This window comes from Pseudomonas sp. MS646, assembly GCF_036693845.1.
In the GTDB taxonomy this organism is placed as follows: domain Bacteria; phylum Pseudomonadota; class Gammaproteobacteria; order Pseudomonadales; family Pseudomonadaceae; genus Aquipseudomonas; species Aquipseudomonas chlororaphis_E.
The window spans coordinates 5,365,892-5,380,791 of the sequence record NZ_CP144763.1 but is presented as its reverse complement, the minus strand read 5'-3'; the positions used below and the strand labels follow the sequence as shown (position 1 = coordinate 5,380,791).

15 protein-coding genes are annotated in these 14,900 nt (G+C 64.1%); 7 read left to right on the top strand and 8 right to left on the bottom strand.

All coding sequences use genetic code 11. The features are described from left to right. Positions 1-78: 78 nt before the first annotated feature. Both amn and V3H56_RS23740 read left to right on the top strand, forming a co-directional pair. Complete coding sequence (gene amn, locus V3H56_RS23745; RefSeq protein ID WP_161796129.1) at positions 79-1,578, top strand: AMP nucleosidase; 1,500 nt, start codon at positions 79-81, stop codon at positions 1,576-1,578. Positions 1,579-1,648: 70 nt separating this feature from the next. Continuing rightward, positions 1,649-2,284 (top strand): pseudouridine synthase, encoded by a 636-nt coding sequence (locus tag V3H56_RS23740; protein WP_042732666.1) that lies wholly within the window; start codon positions 1,649-1,651, stop codon positions 2,282-2,284. Here the strand turns inward: V3H56_RS23740 and V3H56_RS23735 are convergent. The 3 genes from V3H56_RS23735 to V3H56_RS23725 all read right to left on the bottom strand — a co-directional run bounded on the left by V3H56_RS23735 (position 2,279) and on the right by V3H56_RS23725 (position 4,242). Next, positions 2,279-2,488 carry a DUF2788 domain-containing protein gene (locus tag V3H56_RS23735; RefSeq protein ID WP_042732667.1) on the bottom strand — a complete coding sequence of 70 codons (210 nt, stop codon included), beginning with the start codon at positions 2,486-2,488 and terminating at the stop codon, positions 2,279-2,281. The two genes, V3H56_RS23740 and V3H56_RS23735, sit on opposite strands and share 6 nt — an antisense overlap. A gap of 150 nt (positions 2,489-2,638) precedes the next feature. Next, positions 2,639-3,118: an Lrp/AsnC family transcriptional regulator gene (locus V3H56_RS23730; RefSeq protein WP_025215622.1), complete on the bottom strand. Its 480-nt coding sequence runs from the start codon at positions 3,116-3,118 to the stop codon at positions 2,639-2,641. Positions 3,119-3,456: 338 nt separating this feature from the next. Next, positions 3,457-4,242, bottom strand: a complete 786-nt coding sequence (locus V3H56_RS23725; RefSeq protein ID WP_237614173.1) for a hypothetical protein — start codon at positions 4,240-4,242, stop codon at positions 3,457-3,459. A gap of 290 nt (positions 4,243-4,532) precedes the next feature. On the opposite strand from V3H56_RS23725, the gene V3H56_RS23720 reads away from it, so the two are divergent. Then, positions 4,533-5,537, top strand: a complete 1,005-nt coding sequence (locus tag V3H56_RS23720; protein WP_042731235.1) for a DUF6515 family protein — start codon at positions 4,533-4,535, stop codon at positions 5,535-5,537. A gap of 54 nt (positions 5,538-5,591) precedes the next feature. On the opposite strand, the gene V3H56_RS23715 is transcribed toward V3H56_RS23720, so the two are convergent. Next, the gene (locus V3H56_RS23715) at positions 5,592-6,485 is read right to left on the bottom strand and encodes a cation diffusion facilitator family transporter (RefSeq protein ID WP_338473926.1); all 894 of its coding nucleotides are present in this window, start codon (positions 6,483-6,485) and stop codon (positions 5,592-5,594) included. Between the two features lie 28 nt (positions 6,486-6,513). Further along, positions 6,514-6,933 carry a hypothetical protein gene (locus tag V3H56_RS23710; protein ID WP_042731233.1) on the bottom strand — a complete coding sequence of 140 codons (420 nt, stop codon included), beginning with the start codon at positions 6,931-6,933 and terminating at the stop codon, positions 6,514-6,516. A gap of 95 nt (positions 6,934-7,028) precedes the next feature. Between V3H56_RS23710 and hrpB the strand changes: the two genes are divergently transcribed. Further along, a complete protein-coding gene (hrpB, locus tag V3H56_RS23705; protein WP_338473925.1) occupies positions 7,029-9,548 on the top strand; it encodes an ATP-dependent helicase HrpB in 2,520 nt (839 codons plus the stop codon). A gap of 19 nt (positions 9,549-9,567) precedes the next feature. Here hrpB and V3H56_RS23700 read toward each other — a convergent pair whose 3' ends face one another. The 3 genes from V3H56_RS23700 to V3H56_RS23690 form a co-directional block, all read right to left on the bottom strand. Next, positions 9,568-10,827, bottom strand: coding sequence for a hypothetical protein (locus tag V3H56_RS23700; RefSeq protein WP_338473924.1), 1,260 nt, complete (start codon positions 10,825-10,827; stop codon positions 9,568-9,570). 72 nt (positions 10,828-10,899) lie between these two features. Then, positions 10,900-11,979 carry an endonuclease/exonuclease/phosphatase family protein gene (locus tag V3H56_RS23695; RefSeq protein WP_042731230.1) on the bottom strand — a complete coding sequence of 360 codons (1,080 nt, stop codon included), beginning with the start codon at positions 11,977-11,979 and terminating at the stop codon, positions 10,900-10,902. Positions 11,980-12,067: 88 nt separating this feature from the next. Further along, on the bottom strand, positions 12,068-12,730 hold the full coding sequence (locus V3H56_RS23690; RefSeq protein WP_338473923.1) for a YciC family protein: 663 nt from the start codon (positions 12,728-12,730) through the stop codon (positions 12,068-12,070). Positions 12,731-12,903: 173 nt separating this feature from the next. On the opposite strand from V3H56_RS23690, the gene V3H56_RS23685 reads away from it, so the two are divergent. The 3 genes from V3H56_RS23685 (at position 12,904) to V3H56_RS23675 (ending at position 14,897) form a co-directional block, all read left to right on the top strand. Beyond that, the gene (locus tag V3H56_RS23685) at positions 12,904-13,659 is read left to right on the top strand and encodes a DUF2076 domain-containing protein (protein ID WP_338473922.1); all 756 of its coding nucleotides are present in this window, start codon (positions 12,904-12,906) and stop codon (positions 13,657-13,659) included. 125 nt (positions 13,660-13,784) lie between these two features. Further along, complete coding sequence (locus V3H56_RS23680) at positions 13,785-14,264, top strand: NYN domain-containing protein (RefSeq protein ID WP_030140338.1); 480 nt, start codon at positions 13,785-13,787, stop codon at positions 14,262-14,264. Positions 14,265-14,285: 21 nt separating this feature from the next. After that, positions 14,286-14,897: a 3'-5' exonuclease gene (locus V3H56_RS23675; protein WP_047736323.1), complete on the top strand. Its 612-nt coding sequence runs from the start codon at positions 14,286-14,288 to the stop codon at positions 14,895-14,897. Positions 14,898-14,900: the final 3 nt, after the last annotated feature.

The window sequence follows — 14,900 nt, the reverse complement described above, 5'->3', positions numbered from 1 at the left end:
GCAAGCCCGCTCCCACAGAGGGCGCAGTGATGCTCGGTCATTACGCCACTGTTCCCGTCGGGCGGCGATGCAGGCAAGATGAGGGCCTGCAAGTCAGAACACAGGAAGCTGATCGTGACCGAAGCGTTTATTGTCGTTCAAACCGCCGAACAAGCCGTGGATCGTCTGGCGGCCCTGCACGAGCGTGCGACCACCGCGCTGAACCAGGCGCTCATGCGTTATCTCAAGGACCGTATCGAGCCGGATGCCGAGCAACGTGCGCTGTTTCGCTACCCCGCCCTGCGCCTGACCTACCACTGCCACGGTGAAGTCCCGCAAACCACTCGCGCCTACGCCAAGGTCCAGCTGCCGGGCACCTACTGCGTGACCGTCACCCATCCGGCCGCGTTCCGTAAATACCTGCTGGAGCAGTTGGTCCCGCTGATGCACGACTTCACCGTCACTGTCGAAGTGGGCGTCAGCGAGCAGAACATTCCCTATCCCTACGTGGTGGAACAGGGCGATGAGCTGGCCGGTTCCGGCGTGACCGCCGCGGTGCTGGCGCGGGTGTTCCCCAGCACCGACCTGTCGGCCGCCACCGATGGCATTGCCGACGGCCTCTACGACTGGGAAAACACCGATCCGCTGCCCCTGGCGCTGTTCGACGCCGCCCGGGTGGACTTTTCCCTGCGTCGGCTGGTGCATTACACCGGCAGCGACTGGCGCCATGTACAGCCCTGGATCCTGCTGACCAACTATCACCGCTATGTTGACCAGTTCATCGTCCATGGCCTTGAGCAACTGCGCAGCGACCCGCGCTTCGTGCGCATGGTGTTGCCGGGCAACGTGATCATCGACAAGCACATGGACCACAGCGAAGCCTCGGCCATCGCCGCCGGGGTGGTCTGGCACCGCTACCAGATGCCCGCCTATCACCTGCAGGCCAGCGATGGCCACGGCGTCACGCTGGTGAACATCGGCGTCGGCCCGTCCAATGCCAAGAACATCACCGACCACCTGGCGGTGCTGCGCCCGCATTGCTGGCTGATGATCGGCCACTGTGGCGGGTTGCGGCAGTCCCAGACCATCGGCGACTACGTGCTGGCCCACGCTTACATGCGCCGTGATGGCATCCTCGACCGAGTGGTGCCGCCGAACATCCCGATCCCGGCCCTGGCGGAGGTGCAACTGGCGCTCCAGCAGGCCGCGGCGAACATCACCGGGGAAAAGGGCGACGAGCTGAAGAAGCGCCTGCGCACCGGCACCGTGCTGACCTACGACGACCGCAACTGGGAACTGCGCTGGGCCCAGGAACGGCCCTTGATCAACCTGTCTCGCGCCGTGGCGGTGGACATGGAAAGCGGCACCATCGCCGCCCAGGGCTATCGTCTGCGGGTGCCGTACGGCACCTTGCTGTGCGTTTCGGACAAGCCGCTGCACAGTGAGATCAAGCTGCCGGGGTCGGCCAACGCGTTCTACGAGCGAGCGGTCAACCAGCACTTGAAGATCGGCATCGCGGCGCTGGACCTGCTGCGCACCGAACTCAATTCGCTGCATTCGCGCAAGCTGCGCAGCTTCGACGAGCCGCCGTTCCGCTGATTCGACGGTGGTCATTTGACGGTCGGGCCACTAGCATGGGTGGCCCCGACCGTTAGATGTTGTATTCGCCATGCCCCGTCCGCCCCGTCCCGCTTCCCGTCGCCCTGGCGCGAAGCCTCAAGCCAATGCCCCGCGTCGTGTCGCCAAGGCACCGCCGGCCGAGCCGAAGCTGATCCTGTTCAACAAACCCTTCGACGTGCTGACGCAATTCAGCGACGGTGAAGGGCGGGCGACGCTCAAGGACTTTATCGACGTGCCTGGCATCTACCCGGCCGGGCGGCTGGATCGCGACAGCGAAGGGTTGCTGTTGTTGACCAACGATGGGCAACTGCAGGCGCGCATCGCCGACCCCCGGCATAAGCTGGCCAAGACCTATTGGGTGCAAGTAGAGGGTGAGCCGAGCGCCGAGCAATTGCAGCGTTTGCGCGAGGGGGTGGAGCTGAACGACGGCATGACCTTGCCGGCCGAGGCTCGTCAGTTGGATGAGCCGGCGTTGTGGCCGCGCAACCCGCCGGTGCGTTTTCGCCTCAGCGTGCCCACGAGCTGGCTGGAGCTGGTGATCCGTGAAGGGCGCAATCGCCAGGTGCGCCGCATGACGGCGGCGGTCGGCTTGCCGACCCTGCGGCTGGTGCGGGTCAGGATCGGTGACTGGACCCTCGAAGGGCTCGATCAGGGCCAGTGGAAGGAAGTGCCGGCGCGCTTATAACGCCCCGGTTTCGATCAGGCCGATCACCACGCTCTTGATGACGAACGCCGCGACGCCCAGACCCAGCACGAAAAACAGGATGAACGAGCCGAAACGCCCGGCCTTGGATTTTTTCGCCAGGTCCCAGACGATGAAACCCATGAAAATGATCAGGATGCTGACCAGGCCGGTCATCATCCACTCTTCGAAAACAGCAGGATCCATCAGGACACTCCGGCGTAAGCGGGCTTGAAAAGTCGCGGCGAGTATAAGGCATGAGGCGCGGGCGCGGGATTGGCCTGCGGCGGTGTGTCGCAGCTATCCATCGGCTGACGCGTTGTGGCGAGGGAGCAAGCTCCCCCGCCACAAAAGCGGTCAGCTGCGCAGGTGAGTCAACGGCAGCTCGGTGCTGTTGAGTACCTGGTTCAGCACGAAGCTTGACCGCACGCTGGTGACGCCATCGATCCGGGTCAGGTGCCCCAGCAGCAGTTTCTGGTAGTGGTCCATGTCCGGCACCACCACCTTGAGCTGGTAGTCCGCGTCCATGCCGGTCACTAGGCTGCATTCCAGCACCTGGGGCAGGTTGCGGATCGCCGCTTCGAAGTTTTCGAAACGTTCGGGGGTGTGGCGATCCATGCCGATCAGCACATAGGCCGTCAGGCTCAGACCGAGCATCTTGCGATCGAGCAGGGCGACCTGGCGGGTGATGTAGCCGTCGTCTTCCAATTGCTTGACCCGCCGCGAGCAGGGCGAGGGCGACAGGCCGATGCGCTCGGCCAGTTCCTGATTGGAGATGCGTGCATCGCGCTGCAATTCCGCCAGAATACTCAGGTCGTATCGGTCGAGTTTGCTCATCGGTCGGGCCTTTATCTGGATAATTGCGGAATATTATCTGTCCAGGGCTAAAAATTGCGCAAGCCATGTTTATTTGAGCAATATTCGCAATCATCTGTCGGCGCCCCAGGCCTATCCTTATCATCAAGATCACTGCTCGGACAAACAGTCCAGTGCAGCCCGCCCAATCCGGCCGGCTGCGGTCGCAGCACCCACCGGTGACTGGCAGACCCCCGAGCTGCACACTGTCCAGAAGACGGCGTGAGGTGAGCCGACGTCAAAAGCGTCGAGCACGGACTAGATTCTCAAGGGGAGGCCGACGGGCCTCCCTTTTTTATTGAGCGCAGATTCTGTTTTGGCTAGGGGGCGTCATAGCCGCAGGAGCGCAGGCGCTGGCGGGTCAGGCGTTTGTCCGGGTAATCGGCACCCCAATTGAGGTGCTGGTCATAGCGGGATTTGACGTGGGCGCAGGCGGCTTTGATTTTTTCCTCAGCCTCGGCCAGGGCGGCATCGGACAGGCGATTGATTTTCAGGCTCTGGAAGAGTGGCAGGATAAAGGCCTGATCCAGGTCATAGCCCTTGGTGCCTTCGGGCAAGCGTTGGCCGGCGCTGACCGAGAACGGCTGTTTCAGGCCGCTCTGGTTTTCCCAGCACCAGTAGGTGACGTCCTCTTCCCAGGTATCCGTCGGGCTGTGCCATATGTCGTAGAAGCGCAGGCATCGCATGCCTTGCCGGGTGACCCACTCGATCTCTTCGGGGCGTGCCTTGCTTGGGGTAAGGTCCATCAGGGCGAGTTTGTTTTGCAGGAACTGTTCAGGAGCATAGAGCGCTCCTTCGTCCTTGCCATCGAGTAGGCCTTCAACGGTGATCCAGCGCGATGAGGCCAGCACGACGAGGTCGTTGGAGCGATAGCTGCCGCTGGCACTCGCCGACTGAATGTCGCGGACCTTGTCATAGTTGAAGCCGCTTTTGACCGTGCCGCACGGCGTGTGCCGCAATGGCCCTGGCAAGTCATAGGAGAAGCGTGGGCTCAAGGTGACCCTTTGCTCCCCGACTTCACACAGCATCCGGCTTAGCCGCCGATCATCTTCATGCACCAGCGGTGTGCGCCCGCAGCCCCACAAGGCCGTGAGTAACAGCGCCAAAGCAACAAACCTAATCTCCAACACGAAGGCCTGTATGACGGGGGCTCGTTCTCGTGCGGATGAAACTGACATACCTTCACTCCCTTGATAGTTCGCTGCGGCGGACGCCGGCTGGCGCTTTCGGCGAATAGAACCGTTCCTGTCGTCGACGAAAACGGCGGGTATCTTAAACCCCGGGGGCAGAGCGGCAAATGCCTGCTAAATAAAGCCTGTGGCTGATAACCTGTCGCAGAACCGGCCTGGGGTTTCCCAGTCTTATCATCAGGCCCTGAACCGTCGTGAGGAATAACATGAAGTCGCGCATCTGGCGTTTGGCAGGTGTTGGTCTGTTGTGGGCAAGTGTCAGTGCGCAGGGAATGGCCGATGATCAGCAAAACCGCGGAGGCCCGGACGGTGGCCGCGGCTACGATCCGCGCGGCGGCAACGACCAGGGCCACATCGAGCAACCCCGGCCCCGGAACAACGAGATCATCCGAGGCGACAACAGCCGGCAGTTCGAGCCGGGTGCCCAGCGCCAGGGCGGCCCCTCCTATGATCGAGGGCCCCGTGACCCCAATGGCTACGGCCGGCCGCCGTCGCCGCCGGGCAATAACTTACCGATCCAGGGGCGACCCGACAGCGTGAACCAGACCCGTGAACCGCAACCGGGGTATTACCGCGATATCCCGCGTCGCGGCGATGGCTATCCCAACGGCGGGCCACGTCCAAGCCATGACAACCGCCCTGAACAGCATTGGCCCGGCCGCCCGGACGGGCACGGCAATGGTTGGGGCCCAGGCCCGCAATATCGCCCGGGGTACGTGATCGACCGTTTCCCGGATCGCAACTACCGCGTGCCCTATCGCGGCCAGGATTACTTCTATTCGGGCGGCTATTGGTACCGTCCCCAGGGGCCACGCTACATCGTGGTCGAGCCGCCACGGGGCATCCGTACCCGTTACCTGCCTGACTACGCCAGGGAAGTGTGGATCGGCAGTTCGCTGTTCTTTCTCGCCGCTGGCGCCTATTACGTCTATGAGGCCAACACCCGGGATTACGTCGTGGTCGAGCCGCCGGTGGCCAACCCGCAGCCTCAACCCCAGGGCAACAGCTACGACGTGGTGGCGTATCCGGCCAACGGCCAGTCACCCGAGCAGGTCAACCAGGACGGCTACGACTGTTATCGCTGGGCGGTGCAGCAGAGTGGTTTCGACCCGCGAAACTACACCTATCCACCCGCGCCGGAGGTAGTGCAGACCTACCGGCAGGCCCAAGGCAGTTGCTTGAGCAGCCGTGGTTACCAGGTGAGTTACTGAAGCGTCAGCGCCCTTTGTGGCGAGGGAGTGTGCTCCCTCGCCACAGGCGGCGCATCAGGCCCTCGCGCCCTTGACCACTTCCGACGGGTCCGCGTGCACCAGCACTTCGGCCTTGGGGTAGGCGCGATGGATGGCGTCGGCGGCCTGGTCGCTGATTTCGTGGGCGATGGACAGGGTCAACTCGCCCGGCAGTTCCAGGTGCAACTGCACGAACCAGTGGTTGCCCGAGATCCGCGTGCGCAGGTCATGGGCGCCCAGCACGCCGGGTACGGCGCAGGCCAGTTCCAGCATGTGCTGGCTGACGTCCGGCGGCAGTTCTTCATCCATCAGCACCGCAAAGCTTTCCCGGCCGATCTGGATGGCGCTCCACAAAATGTAGGCGGCAATGCCCAGACCGAACCAGGCATCGAGTTGGTACCAGCCGAACCCGGCGAGCACCAGGGCGATCAGGATGCTGCCGTTGAGCAACAGGTCGGAGCGATAGTGCAGCGAGTCGGCACGCACGGCGTTGGAGCCGGTGGCGCGAATGACCCGATGTTGCAGCGCCAGCAGCGCCACGGTCAGGGCCAGGGAAAACACGATCACGCCAACGCTGAGCCAGGGCGCCTCCACCGGGACAGGCTGCTTCAGGCGCTCGATGGCCTGTAACCCGATCAATACGGCACTGCCGCCGATGAACAGCGCCTGGGCCATGCCGGCCAGGGACTCGGCCTTGCCGTGTCCGTAGCGATGGTCATCGTCGGCGGGGCGCAGGGCGTAATGCACCGCCAGCAGATTGAGCAGCGAGGTGACGCCGTCCAGTGCCGAGTCGGTCAGGCCGGCGAGCATGCTCACCGAACCGCTCAGCCACCAGGCCAGCGCCTTGGCGATCACCAGGATCAGCGCCACGGCCACCGAGGCACGGGTGGCCAGGCGCAGCAGGCGCGCGTGTTCAGTCGCCGTGGTCATGGCGCGATCGCTCTTTCAACGGCGCCTTTCATGCGGCGGGCTTGAGACCGAGCGCGGCCAGTTGCTGTGCGCTGCCCTTGTGCTGGATCAGTCGCGGGTCGTCCAGTGGGAAGCTGCGGCCCAGTTCGCGTTCCAGGATCGCCTGCAAGACGTGGTTATTGACTGTGCCGTCGGGGTTGATGGCCGGCTTGAGTTTTTCTGGCTCGATCTGGACGCTTTTGCCCGGCTCGAAGTAAATGGCGCCGGTGGCGAAGTCCACCGCGAACGCGATCAGGCCGGGAATGATGTAGAACAGCAGGCCGACGGCATCGAGCGCGGCAATCGCCGGGTCGATCTTGCCGTCGATCTGGCCACGGCGGTCGGGGTAGAAGATCGAGCCGCAGGCGCTTAGCTGGGTCAGCAGGGTGGCGACCAGGACGCCGCCGATCACGCGAAAGGGAATACGCATCACAATCTCCTGAGCAGATAAAGGCGTTGCTGGTTGGAGTCCAGACCACGCTAAACAGTTCGCCGTTATACTCGGCCCTCTGTTTTGGAGCCAGCATGATTTCTTTGCCGATCGATGAAGTTTTACCTGCCCTGCGCCAAGCCTTGGCGTCCCGCCATGAAGCCGTGCTCGAAGCGCCGCCCGGTGCCGGTAAAACCACCCGTGTTCCCTTGGCCTTGTTGGATGAGCCCTGGCTGGCCGGGCAGACCATCCTCATGCTCGAACCGCGGCGCCTGGCCGCCCGGGTAGCGGCCGAGCGCCTGGCCAGCGAGCTGGGGGAAAAGGTCGGCGAAACGGTCGGCTACCGGATCCGCCTGGACAGCAAGGTGGGCCCCAGGACCCGCATCGAAGTGGTCACCGAAGGCATCCTCACCCGGCGCTTGCAGGACGACCCGGCGTTGGAAGGCGTGGGGCTGCTGATTTTCGATGAGTTCCACGAACGCAGCCTCGACGCCGACCTGGCCCTGGCCTTGAGCCTCAATGGCCGGGAGCTGTTTCGCGACGACCAGCCGCTGAAGATCCTGCTGATGTCCGCCACCCTCGAAGGCGAGCGCCTGGCCGGGCTGCTGGGCGATGCGCCGATCCTGCGCAGCGAAGGGCGCATGTTCCCGGTCACGGTGCGTTGGGGGCGTCCGTTCCAGCCGGGCGAGTACATCGAGCCACGCCTGGTGCAGACCGTGCTGGAAGCGCTGCACGATGAAACCGGCAGCGTGCTGGTGTTCCTGCCCGGGCAAGCGGAGATCCGCCGGGTTCACCAGCAGTTGGCCGACGCCCTGGGCGAGGGCGGCAATGTCTTGCTGTGTCCCTTGCACGGTGAACTGGATCTTGCGGCCCAACGCGCTGCCATCGACCCCGCGCCGCCGGGCCAGCGCAAAGTGGTGCTGGCGACCAACATTGCCGAGACCAGCCTGACCATCAATGGCGTGCGGGTGGTGGTCGATGCCGGCCTGGCTCGCGTCCCGCGTTTCGATCCGGGCAGCGGCATGACCCGGCTCGACACCCAGCGCATCTCCCGCGCCAGCGCCACCCAGCGGGCCGGCCGGGCGGGGCGCCTGGAGCCGGGGGCGTGCTATCGGTTGTGGTCCGAAGACCAGCACGAACAATTGGCCGCCTACGCCAGCGCGGAGATTCTCTCGGCGGACCTGGCCGGGTTGGCCCTGCAACTGGGCCGCTGGGGCATGGCGCCGCAGCAACTGGTGTGGCTCGACAGCCCGCCGGCCGCGGCTTATGCCCAGGCCCAGGACCTGCTGCAACGACTGGGCGCGCTGGAGGGCGAACAATTGACCCGCCACGGCCAAGCCATGGCCGAACTGCCTGCCCACCCGCGTATCGCCCATTTGCTGCTGCGCGGCCAGGCGCTGGGGCTGATGGACATGGCCTGCAACGTCGCCGCGCTGTTGGGCGAGCGCGACATTCTCCGCGGCGCCGGCGCGGACTTGCACAGTCGTCTGGTGTTGCTCTCCGGCGAAGAACGGGCGACTCGCAGTGCCCAGGGCGGCGTGCAGCGGGCGCGGCAACTGGCCCGGCAATATCGCGGCTATTTACGGGGCAAGGCCGAACAAGCCGTCGCCGATCCTGATCACCCACGCTGGCTCGGCGCCTTGCTGGCGCTGGCCTATCCGGACCGCGTCGCGCAACAGCGGCGGCCCGGCGGCGCGGAGTATCGCTTGGCCAACGGCCGCGCGGCACAGTTCGCCGAGGCCGACAGCCTGATGAAACACGCGTGGCTGGTGGTCGCCGACCTGGGCAGTCGCCAGGGCCAGCGCGAAGAACGGATCTACCTGGCGACGGATATTGACCCGGCGCTGTTTGACTCGGTGCTGGCCGAGCAGGTGTGCACCGTGGATCAACTGGACTGGGACGAGCGCGAAGGCGTGCTGCGTGCCGAGCGCCAGCGCAAGGTCGGCGAACTGGTGCTCAGTCGCGAGCCGCTGACCGGCCTGGACGAGGCGGCGCGCAGTCAGGCGTTGGTGAACCTGGTGCGGCGCAAGGGTCTGGAACTGTTGCCCTGGACCCCGGAACTGCGCCAGTGGCAGGCGCGGGTGGCGCTGTTGCGCCGGCTCGACCTGGAGGCCAAGGGCGAGAGCGAATGGCCGGACGTCAGCGACGGGGCATTGCTGGACAGCCTCGAAGACTGGCTGATGCCGTACCTGGGACGGGTGTCGCGCCTCAGTCATTTTGCCAACCTGGACCTCTCGAGTATCGTCCACAACCGGTTGCCCTGGCCGCTGCCGCAACGCTTGGATGAACTGGCACCGCACCATCTGAGCGTGCCTTCGGGGTCGTCGATCCGCCTGGACTACAGCGAACACCCGCCGATCCTTGCGGTGCGCCTGCAGGAACTCTTCGGCCTGGCCGACACCCCGCGCATCGCCGGTGGCCGCCAGGTCGTCAAGCTGCACCTGCTGTCACCGGCGCGCCGGCCGGTGCAGGTCACCCAGGATCTGGCGAACTTCTGGCGCAGCACCTACGCCGAGGTGAAGAAAGACCTCAAGGGCCGTTACCCCAAGCATTACTGGCCTGACGATCCGCTGGTGGCGGAGGCGACGGCGCGGGCCAAGCCGCGCAAGGCCTGACGATGCGTCGGCGTTGGATTCAAGCAGGCTTCGCGGCAGGCGGCTGGCGCAGGTGCCTTTCCACGATGTCTGCAATCAAGAGGCCTATTTTCTCGGAGAAGGTCACCGAGAGTTGGCCGTTGGTGTATTGGAGCCTGGCTGGGGCGAGCGATTCGTCGCTTTCGGTCACCCCTTTTGCCACCGCATAGCCGTTGATCGAGACCGTCAGGCGCACTCTCTTGACGGACAAGCCATCGCCAAAATCCTTTTGCAGGACGTCCGCCGGGACGGCTCCTGAAATCCTGGGGTCCGACAGCGGTGAACCGGCCTGCCTGTCGTAATGGTTGAAGAAGCGCTCGATGAGCACCCCGTCCGCCCGCTCGAAAGTGAATGTCAGGTTGTCGAACAGCCTCTGCGGGTCGAAGGCCTGGGTGCGCAGGCAGAACGTCAGGACCTTCAAGATGATCTGCGAGCCTTTGAAGAGAGGATCGCCGGCGGGCGGGTGAACGGTTTCGCAAAAATGCAGCCGGGTCAGGTACAGGCAATCGTCCTTGACGAGGATGTTCAGGTCGATTCTGGGCGGCATGGTTTTTATCCCGGCCGCTGCGATGCCATACCATTCGTAGAAGCCACCGAACCTGTCATGGATAGGGGTGTTGGGCCTGCGCCCGTTGTTGATGTCGGATTCGTAGTAGAGCATGTCGGAACACACGGACTCCGCCAGTTCTTCAGTCGGCGAAATGTGTGCCCAGTCCCAATGCTGGATGGACGTGAAGCGTTGGTCTTCGGTTTGAATCTTGCTTTTGAGGTGGTGCGTCCCAGAGCCGGCCAGGTAGCAGGTGCCAAAGTGCTCGGTGGTCACCGTGGCTTCGGGGCGGTGGACATAGGCGCGCCGGCCGCCTTGTCCATCCAGCAGCACGCCCAGCATGTGGAAGGCGCTCGCGGTCGCGCCCATGCTCATCAGGACCTGATCGATCATGGCCGCCTCAATCAGCGCGTCGGGTTGATAGCCGAGCTTGATCTCGATGGATTGTGATAACGCCACCCAGAATTCATAGGCCGACCGGCAATCCCCGGCAAAGGCGAGCATGCCGCTGTGGTTCGGCAGGAGGTAGGTTTTACGCCCCATGCGGGCGATATGGAACGGCCCGTCCTGGTCATGCCAGTCAGTCGGTATCAGCCCCAGCGAAGGCACCCAGACAGACATTGATTGGCGCTTGTCCGGCCCGTCGGCGCTGATCAGGCAATCGGCGATCAAGTGGGGGTCGTGCTCAGGGTTGATCAGCGCGATGACGGTCATGGTGAGTTCTCCAGGTGAGTCCGATCAGTGGGGCGTGCATTCCATGGGCGGCTGTCAGGGCTGGCGGAGTGGCTAGGGGGCGGTCGGCAACAGAAACCGTGCAATCACCGGCAGATGGTCCGATATCCGCAACGTGTCGTCCTGGCGTACCTGGGCTTCGACCCGCTTGATCCGCGGGCTGTAGAACAGGTAGTCGACGGTGCGGTCGGGGCCGTTGAGGCCCGGGTCGTTCGGGTAGTGGGTCAACCAGTGCTCGCGGTCGATGCCGCTGGCTTCGTTGTTGGTGGGGATCATCGGGTACTTGTCCCACAGCAGGTGCAGGGCGCTGTCGGCGGAGTAGGGCGTGCGCTGTTCTACCGGCAGGCGTCGGTACTGGCCGAGGGGCAGCAGGTTGAAATCGCCGCCGATCAGCCACGGCGTGCCGGACGATTCGAGTTTGTCCAAGGCCCTGGCCACGGCGGCCACTTGCCGGGGCAAGGTCTCGTCCGGTTCGGTGGCCCGTTCCAGGTGGGTGTTGAGTACTGCCAGGCGACCACCGTCCTTGAGCGCCAGGTAGCTCACCAGCAGGGCGTTCTTGGGTTGGAACTGGCGACTGATGAAGTTGGCATCGGCCACCGGCAGTTGCACCCGTTCGGCGTGGTCGATGCGATAGCGGCTCAGCGTCGCCAGTTGTCGACCGACACTGCCGAAGATATGCGGGTCGGGGATGAACTCGGCCTTCCAGTCGAAGGCGCTGGTGGCGCAGGGGTAGAGATCGGCCAGGCGTTCCTGCAACAGCTTGAGCTGATCCTGGTAGTCGCTGGCCTTGGCGCCATGGTCCAGTTCCTGGAGCAGGACGATGTCCGGTTGCTCGTCGCGAATGACCCGTGCCACTTCATCGAGGCTGAAGGCCATGTCTTCCAGGGTCGGGCTTTCGTCGTCGCCCTGGGCCAGGTCGTGCCAGAACACGTAGCGCTTGCCGGCCAGGAACTGCACGTTCCAGGTCATCACCTTCAAGGCCTGGCCGGGCATCAGTGGCGCTGCGTTGGCGGCGCAACTGACCGGCAGGGTTTCCCGGGGGTGTGGGCGCCAGGTCGAACCGTAGATCGCCAGGGCGGCCAGGCACAGGATCGACAGCAGGCCCAGCAGGGTATAGCGCAGTAGACGGGTCATGGCTCAGCTTATGGGCGAACGCAAAAGTGAGCCCGAGCATAACCGAGAGCGGTTCCCAAGCCCAAGCCCGGGACTTGCGCCGCGTGGCTCAGCGGTTCTCGGGCCTTGCTTCGAGCAGCATGAAGATGCGGAACAACACCACGCTGGTGAACAGTTGCAGGAAGCTGTGGACGCTGTCGATCAACAGGCTGATAACCGGGTTCAGGGGGCCCGGATACGCCGAGACACTGGCGCCCTTGAGCAACCACAGCGGCGCCATCACACAGAGAATGCAGGTCAGGATCCGCCAGAAATTGCCGCGGCTCATGGCCAGGCTTTCCTTCATGGCGGCCAGCGGCGTGAGGCCCCTGAGTACCAGCAGGTATTCGCTGAAGGCCAGGGTCACCATCAGCCACAGGCCCGGCAGGAAGTACAAGGTAATGCCCACCAGGATCAGCAGCGTGTTGAGGGCGGTCAACAAGGCAAAGCGTGGCCACAGGGTCAGTGCCGTGGCGAGCAGGTCGCGCGGGCGTGGCGTCTCGCCGCGGCTGCGGGCGTCGAGAAACAGAATCAGCGCGGCGGTGTAGAGCGGGTACACCAGCAGCCCGACGATCACGCTGTAGCCGGGAAAGCCTTCCGGGCCGACGGCGCTGTCCACGCCTTGCTGCAGCAGGGCCTCAAGTATGACCAAGGGCAGGCACAGCTGGGCGATCCGGCCCAGATGGCGCTTGGAGAAATACAAAGAGTCGCGCAGCACGTCAAACGGATTCATGGTCGCATCGCAGGTCTAAAAGCGGTCCGACACTTTAACCGATCAGGTGCCCGCACAAGCAAACGTAAACATCTGGTAAAGACCGTTGAAACCGTCCAGGCCAGCCCCATTACTGATGGGCACCGGTCGTGTGATCGGAATGGTTTTCTACCCGGCAATCTGATGAGGTCGCCATGAACAGCGAAGAACAAACCCTGATCGATGGACTGTTTTCACGGCTGCAACAGGCCGAAAAGGATTCAGCCCCGCGCGACGCCCAGGCCGAGGCGCGGATCAAGGAACACCTGGCGAGCCAGCCCGCCGCGGGCTATTTCATGGCCCAGGCGATTCTGGTGCAGGAGGCCGCGATCAAGCGTCTGGATGAGCAGAACCGGCAGCTCGCCCAGCAAGTCGAGCAATTGCAGGCCGAGCTGCAGCAGGCCCGGAGCCAGGCGTCGGCGCCGGCCGGCGGCGGGGGCTTTCTGTCGAGTATTTTCGGTGGCAGCAACCGGGACTCACGCCCTGCACCTGCTCCAAGCGCTCCGGTCTCCGGCGGCTGGCGTGAACCGGGGCGGCCTTCGTTCAATTCGGCCCCGCCCCAACAGGGCTTCAGCGCGCCGCCTTCGGGCTACGGCGCCCCGCAACAGCAGGCCCCGGCAGCCAGCAGTTTCCTCGGCGGTGCGCTGAAAACCGCTGCGGGCGTAGCCGGTGGCGTCATGCTGGCCCAAGGCATCAGCAGCTTGTTCCACAGCGGCCAGCAGCCGCAGGAAATCGTCGAGGTCATCAAGGAAGAGCCCGCTCAACCGGTCAATGACACCGGTGACAACGGCTGGGGCGAGGACCAACGTGTGGCCGATAACCAGGCCTATGGCAACGATTCGGATGGTTTCAGCGACGCCGACTACAGCGACGACGGATCCTTCTTCGGCGACGACGACTCCTTCGTCTGACCTGCCATTCGTCCGGGGCGCCCTGGCGCCTCGGGCCGATTATTCGCGGAACATTCCCCTTGGCTGGCATACTGGCGACCTTTCGGGCCAGATGGCCTGCGCTTGTGCAGCCAAGAGGAAACGCGGTGAAGAAAATTGCAGTGTTCGCCGATGTCCAGAACCTCTACTACACGGTGCGCCAGGCCTACGGTTGTCACTTCAACTACGCCGCGCTGTGGGCCGATGTCAGCAAGCAGGGGCAGATCGTCGAGGCCTATGCCTATGCGATCGACCGTGGCGACAGCAAGCAGCAGCAGTTCCAGCAGATCCTGCGCAATCTGGGCTTCACCGTGAAGCTCAAGCCCTACATCCAGCGCAGCGACGGCTCGGCCAAGGGCGATTGGGACGTGGGCATCACGCTGGACATCATGGACGCCGCCGACCATGTCGATGAAGTGGTGCTGGCCTCCGGCGATGGCGATTTCGACATGCTGCTCGAACGCATCATCAGCAAGCATGGCGTGCAGGCGGTGGCCTATGGCGTGCCGGGACTGACCGCCAACTCGTTGATCCGCGCCGCCAGCCGCTACGTGCCCATCGAAGGCGCGTTGTTGCTCAAGAATTGATTTTTACGGAGTTCAGCAGGTTTGGAACGCATCGCAGTCATCGACTTTGAAACCACCGGCATCACCCCCAGCAGCAGTTGCCGGGCCACCGAGATTGCCGTGGTGATCCTCGAGCAGGGCCGGATTGTCGACCGTTACCAGAGCCTGATGAATGCCGGTGTGCGCGTTCCGGCCTTCATCGAGCAACTGACCGGCATCAGCAACGCCATGCTGCGCAGCGCCCCGCCGGCCGAGAAGGTGATGAACGAGGTCAATGAGTTTGTCGGCATCACGCCGCTGCTGGCTCATAACGCCGCCTTCGACCAGAAGTTCTGGGACTTCGAACTGGGACGAATCAAGCGCACCCGCCTGCAGAACTTCGCCTGCTCGTTGCTGCTGGCCCGGCGCCTGATGCCGGCTGCGCCGAACCACAAGCTCGGCACACTCAACACCTTCGCCGGCCTGCCCCACACCGGCCAGGCGCACCGGGCCATGGCCGACGCCGAAATGGCCGCCAACCTCACCGCGCACCTGGCCTCGGAGCTGCGGCAAAAGCATGGGTTGCAGACGTTGTCCCATGATCTGTTGTGCCGCTTGCAGAAAGTGCCGGCGGCCAAGATCAATGAGCATCTCAAGCGCCATCGCGGATTCTGAACA

What these genes read in the sequence shown, in the direction of transcription:
- amn (WP_161796129.1), top strand. Translation starts at nt 79, where the DNA reads ATGAGGGCCTGCAAGTCAGAACACAGGAAGCTGATCGTGACCGAAGCG.
- V3H56_RS23740 (WP_042732666.1), top strand. Translation starts at nt 1,649, where the DNA reads ATGCCCCGTCCGCCCCGTCCCGCTTCCCGTCGCCCTGGCGCGAAGCCT.
- V3H56_RS23735 (WP_042732667.1), bottom strand. Translation starts at nt 2,488, where the DNA reads ATGGATCCTGCTGTTTTCGAAGAGTGGATGATGACCGGCCTGGTCAGC.
- V3H56_RS23730 (WP_025215622.1), bottom strand. Translation starts at nt 3,118, where the DNA reads ATGAGCAAACTCGACCGATACGACCTGAGTATTCTGGCGGAATTGCAG.
- V3H56_RS23720 (WP_042731235.1), top strand. Translation starts at nt 4,533, where the DNA reads ATGAAGTCGCGCATCTGGCGTTTGGCAGGTGTTGGTCTGTTGTGGGCA.
- V3H56_RS23715 (WP_338473926.1), bottom strand. Translation starts at nt 6,485, where the DNA reads ATGACCACGGCGACTGAACACGCGCGCCTGCTGCGCCTGGCCACCCGT.
- V3H56_RS23710 (WP_042731233.1), bottom strand. Translation starts at nt 6,933, where the DNA reads ATGCGTATTCCCTTTCGCGTGATCGGCGGCGTCCTGGTCGCCACCCTG.
- hrpB (WP_338473925.1), top strand. Translation starts at nt 7,029, where the DNA reads ATGATTTCTTTGCCGATCGATGAAGTTTTACCTGCCCTGCGCCAAGCC.
- V3H56_RS23700 (WP_338473924.1), bottom strand. Translation starts at nt 10,827, where the DNA reads ATGACCGTCATCGCGCTGATCAACCCTGAGCACGACCCCCACTTGATC.
- V3H56_RS23695 (WP_042731230.1), bottom strand. Translation starts at nt 11,979, where the DNA reads ATGACCCGTCTACTGCGCTATACCCTGCTGGGCCTGCTGTCGATCCTG.
- V3H56_RS23690 (WP_338473923.1), bottom strand. Translation starts at nt 12,730, where the DNA reads ATGAATCCGTTTGACGTGCTGCGCGACTCTTTGTATTTCTCCAAGCGC.
- V3H56_RS23685 (WP_338473922.1), top strand. Translation starts at nt 12,904, where the DNA reads ATGAACAGCGAAGAACAAACCCTGATCGATGGACTGTTTTCACGGCTG.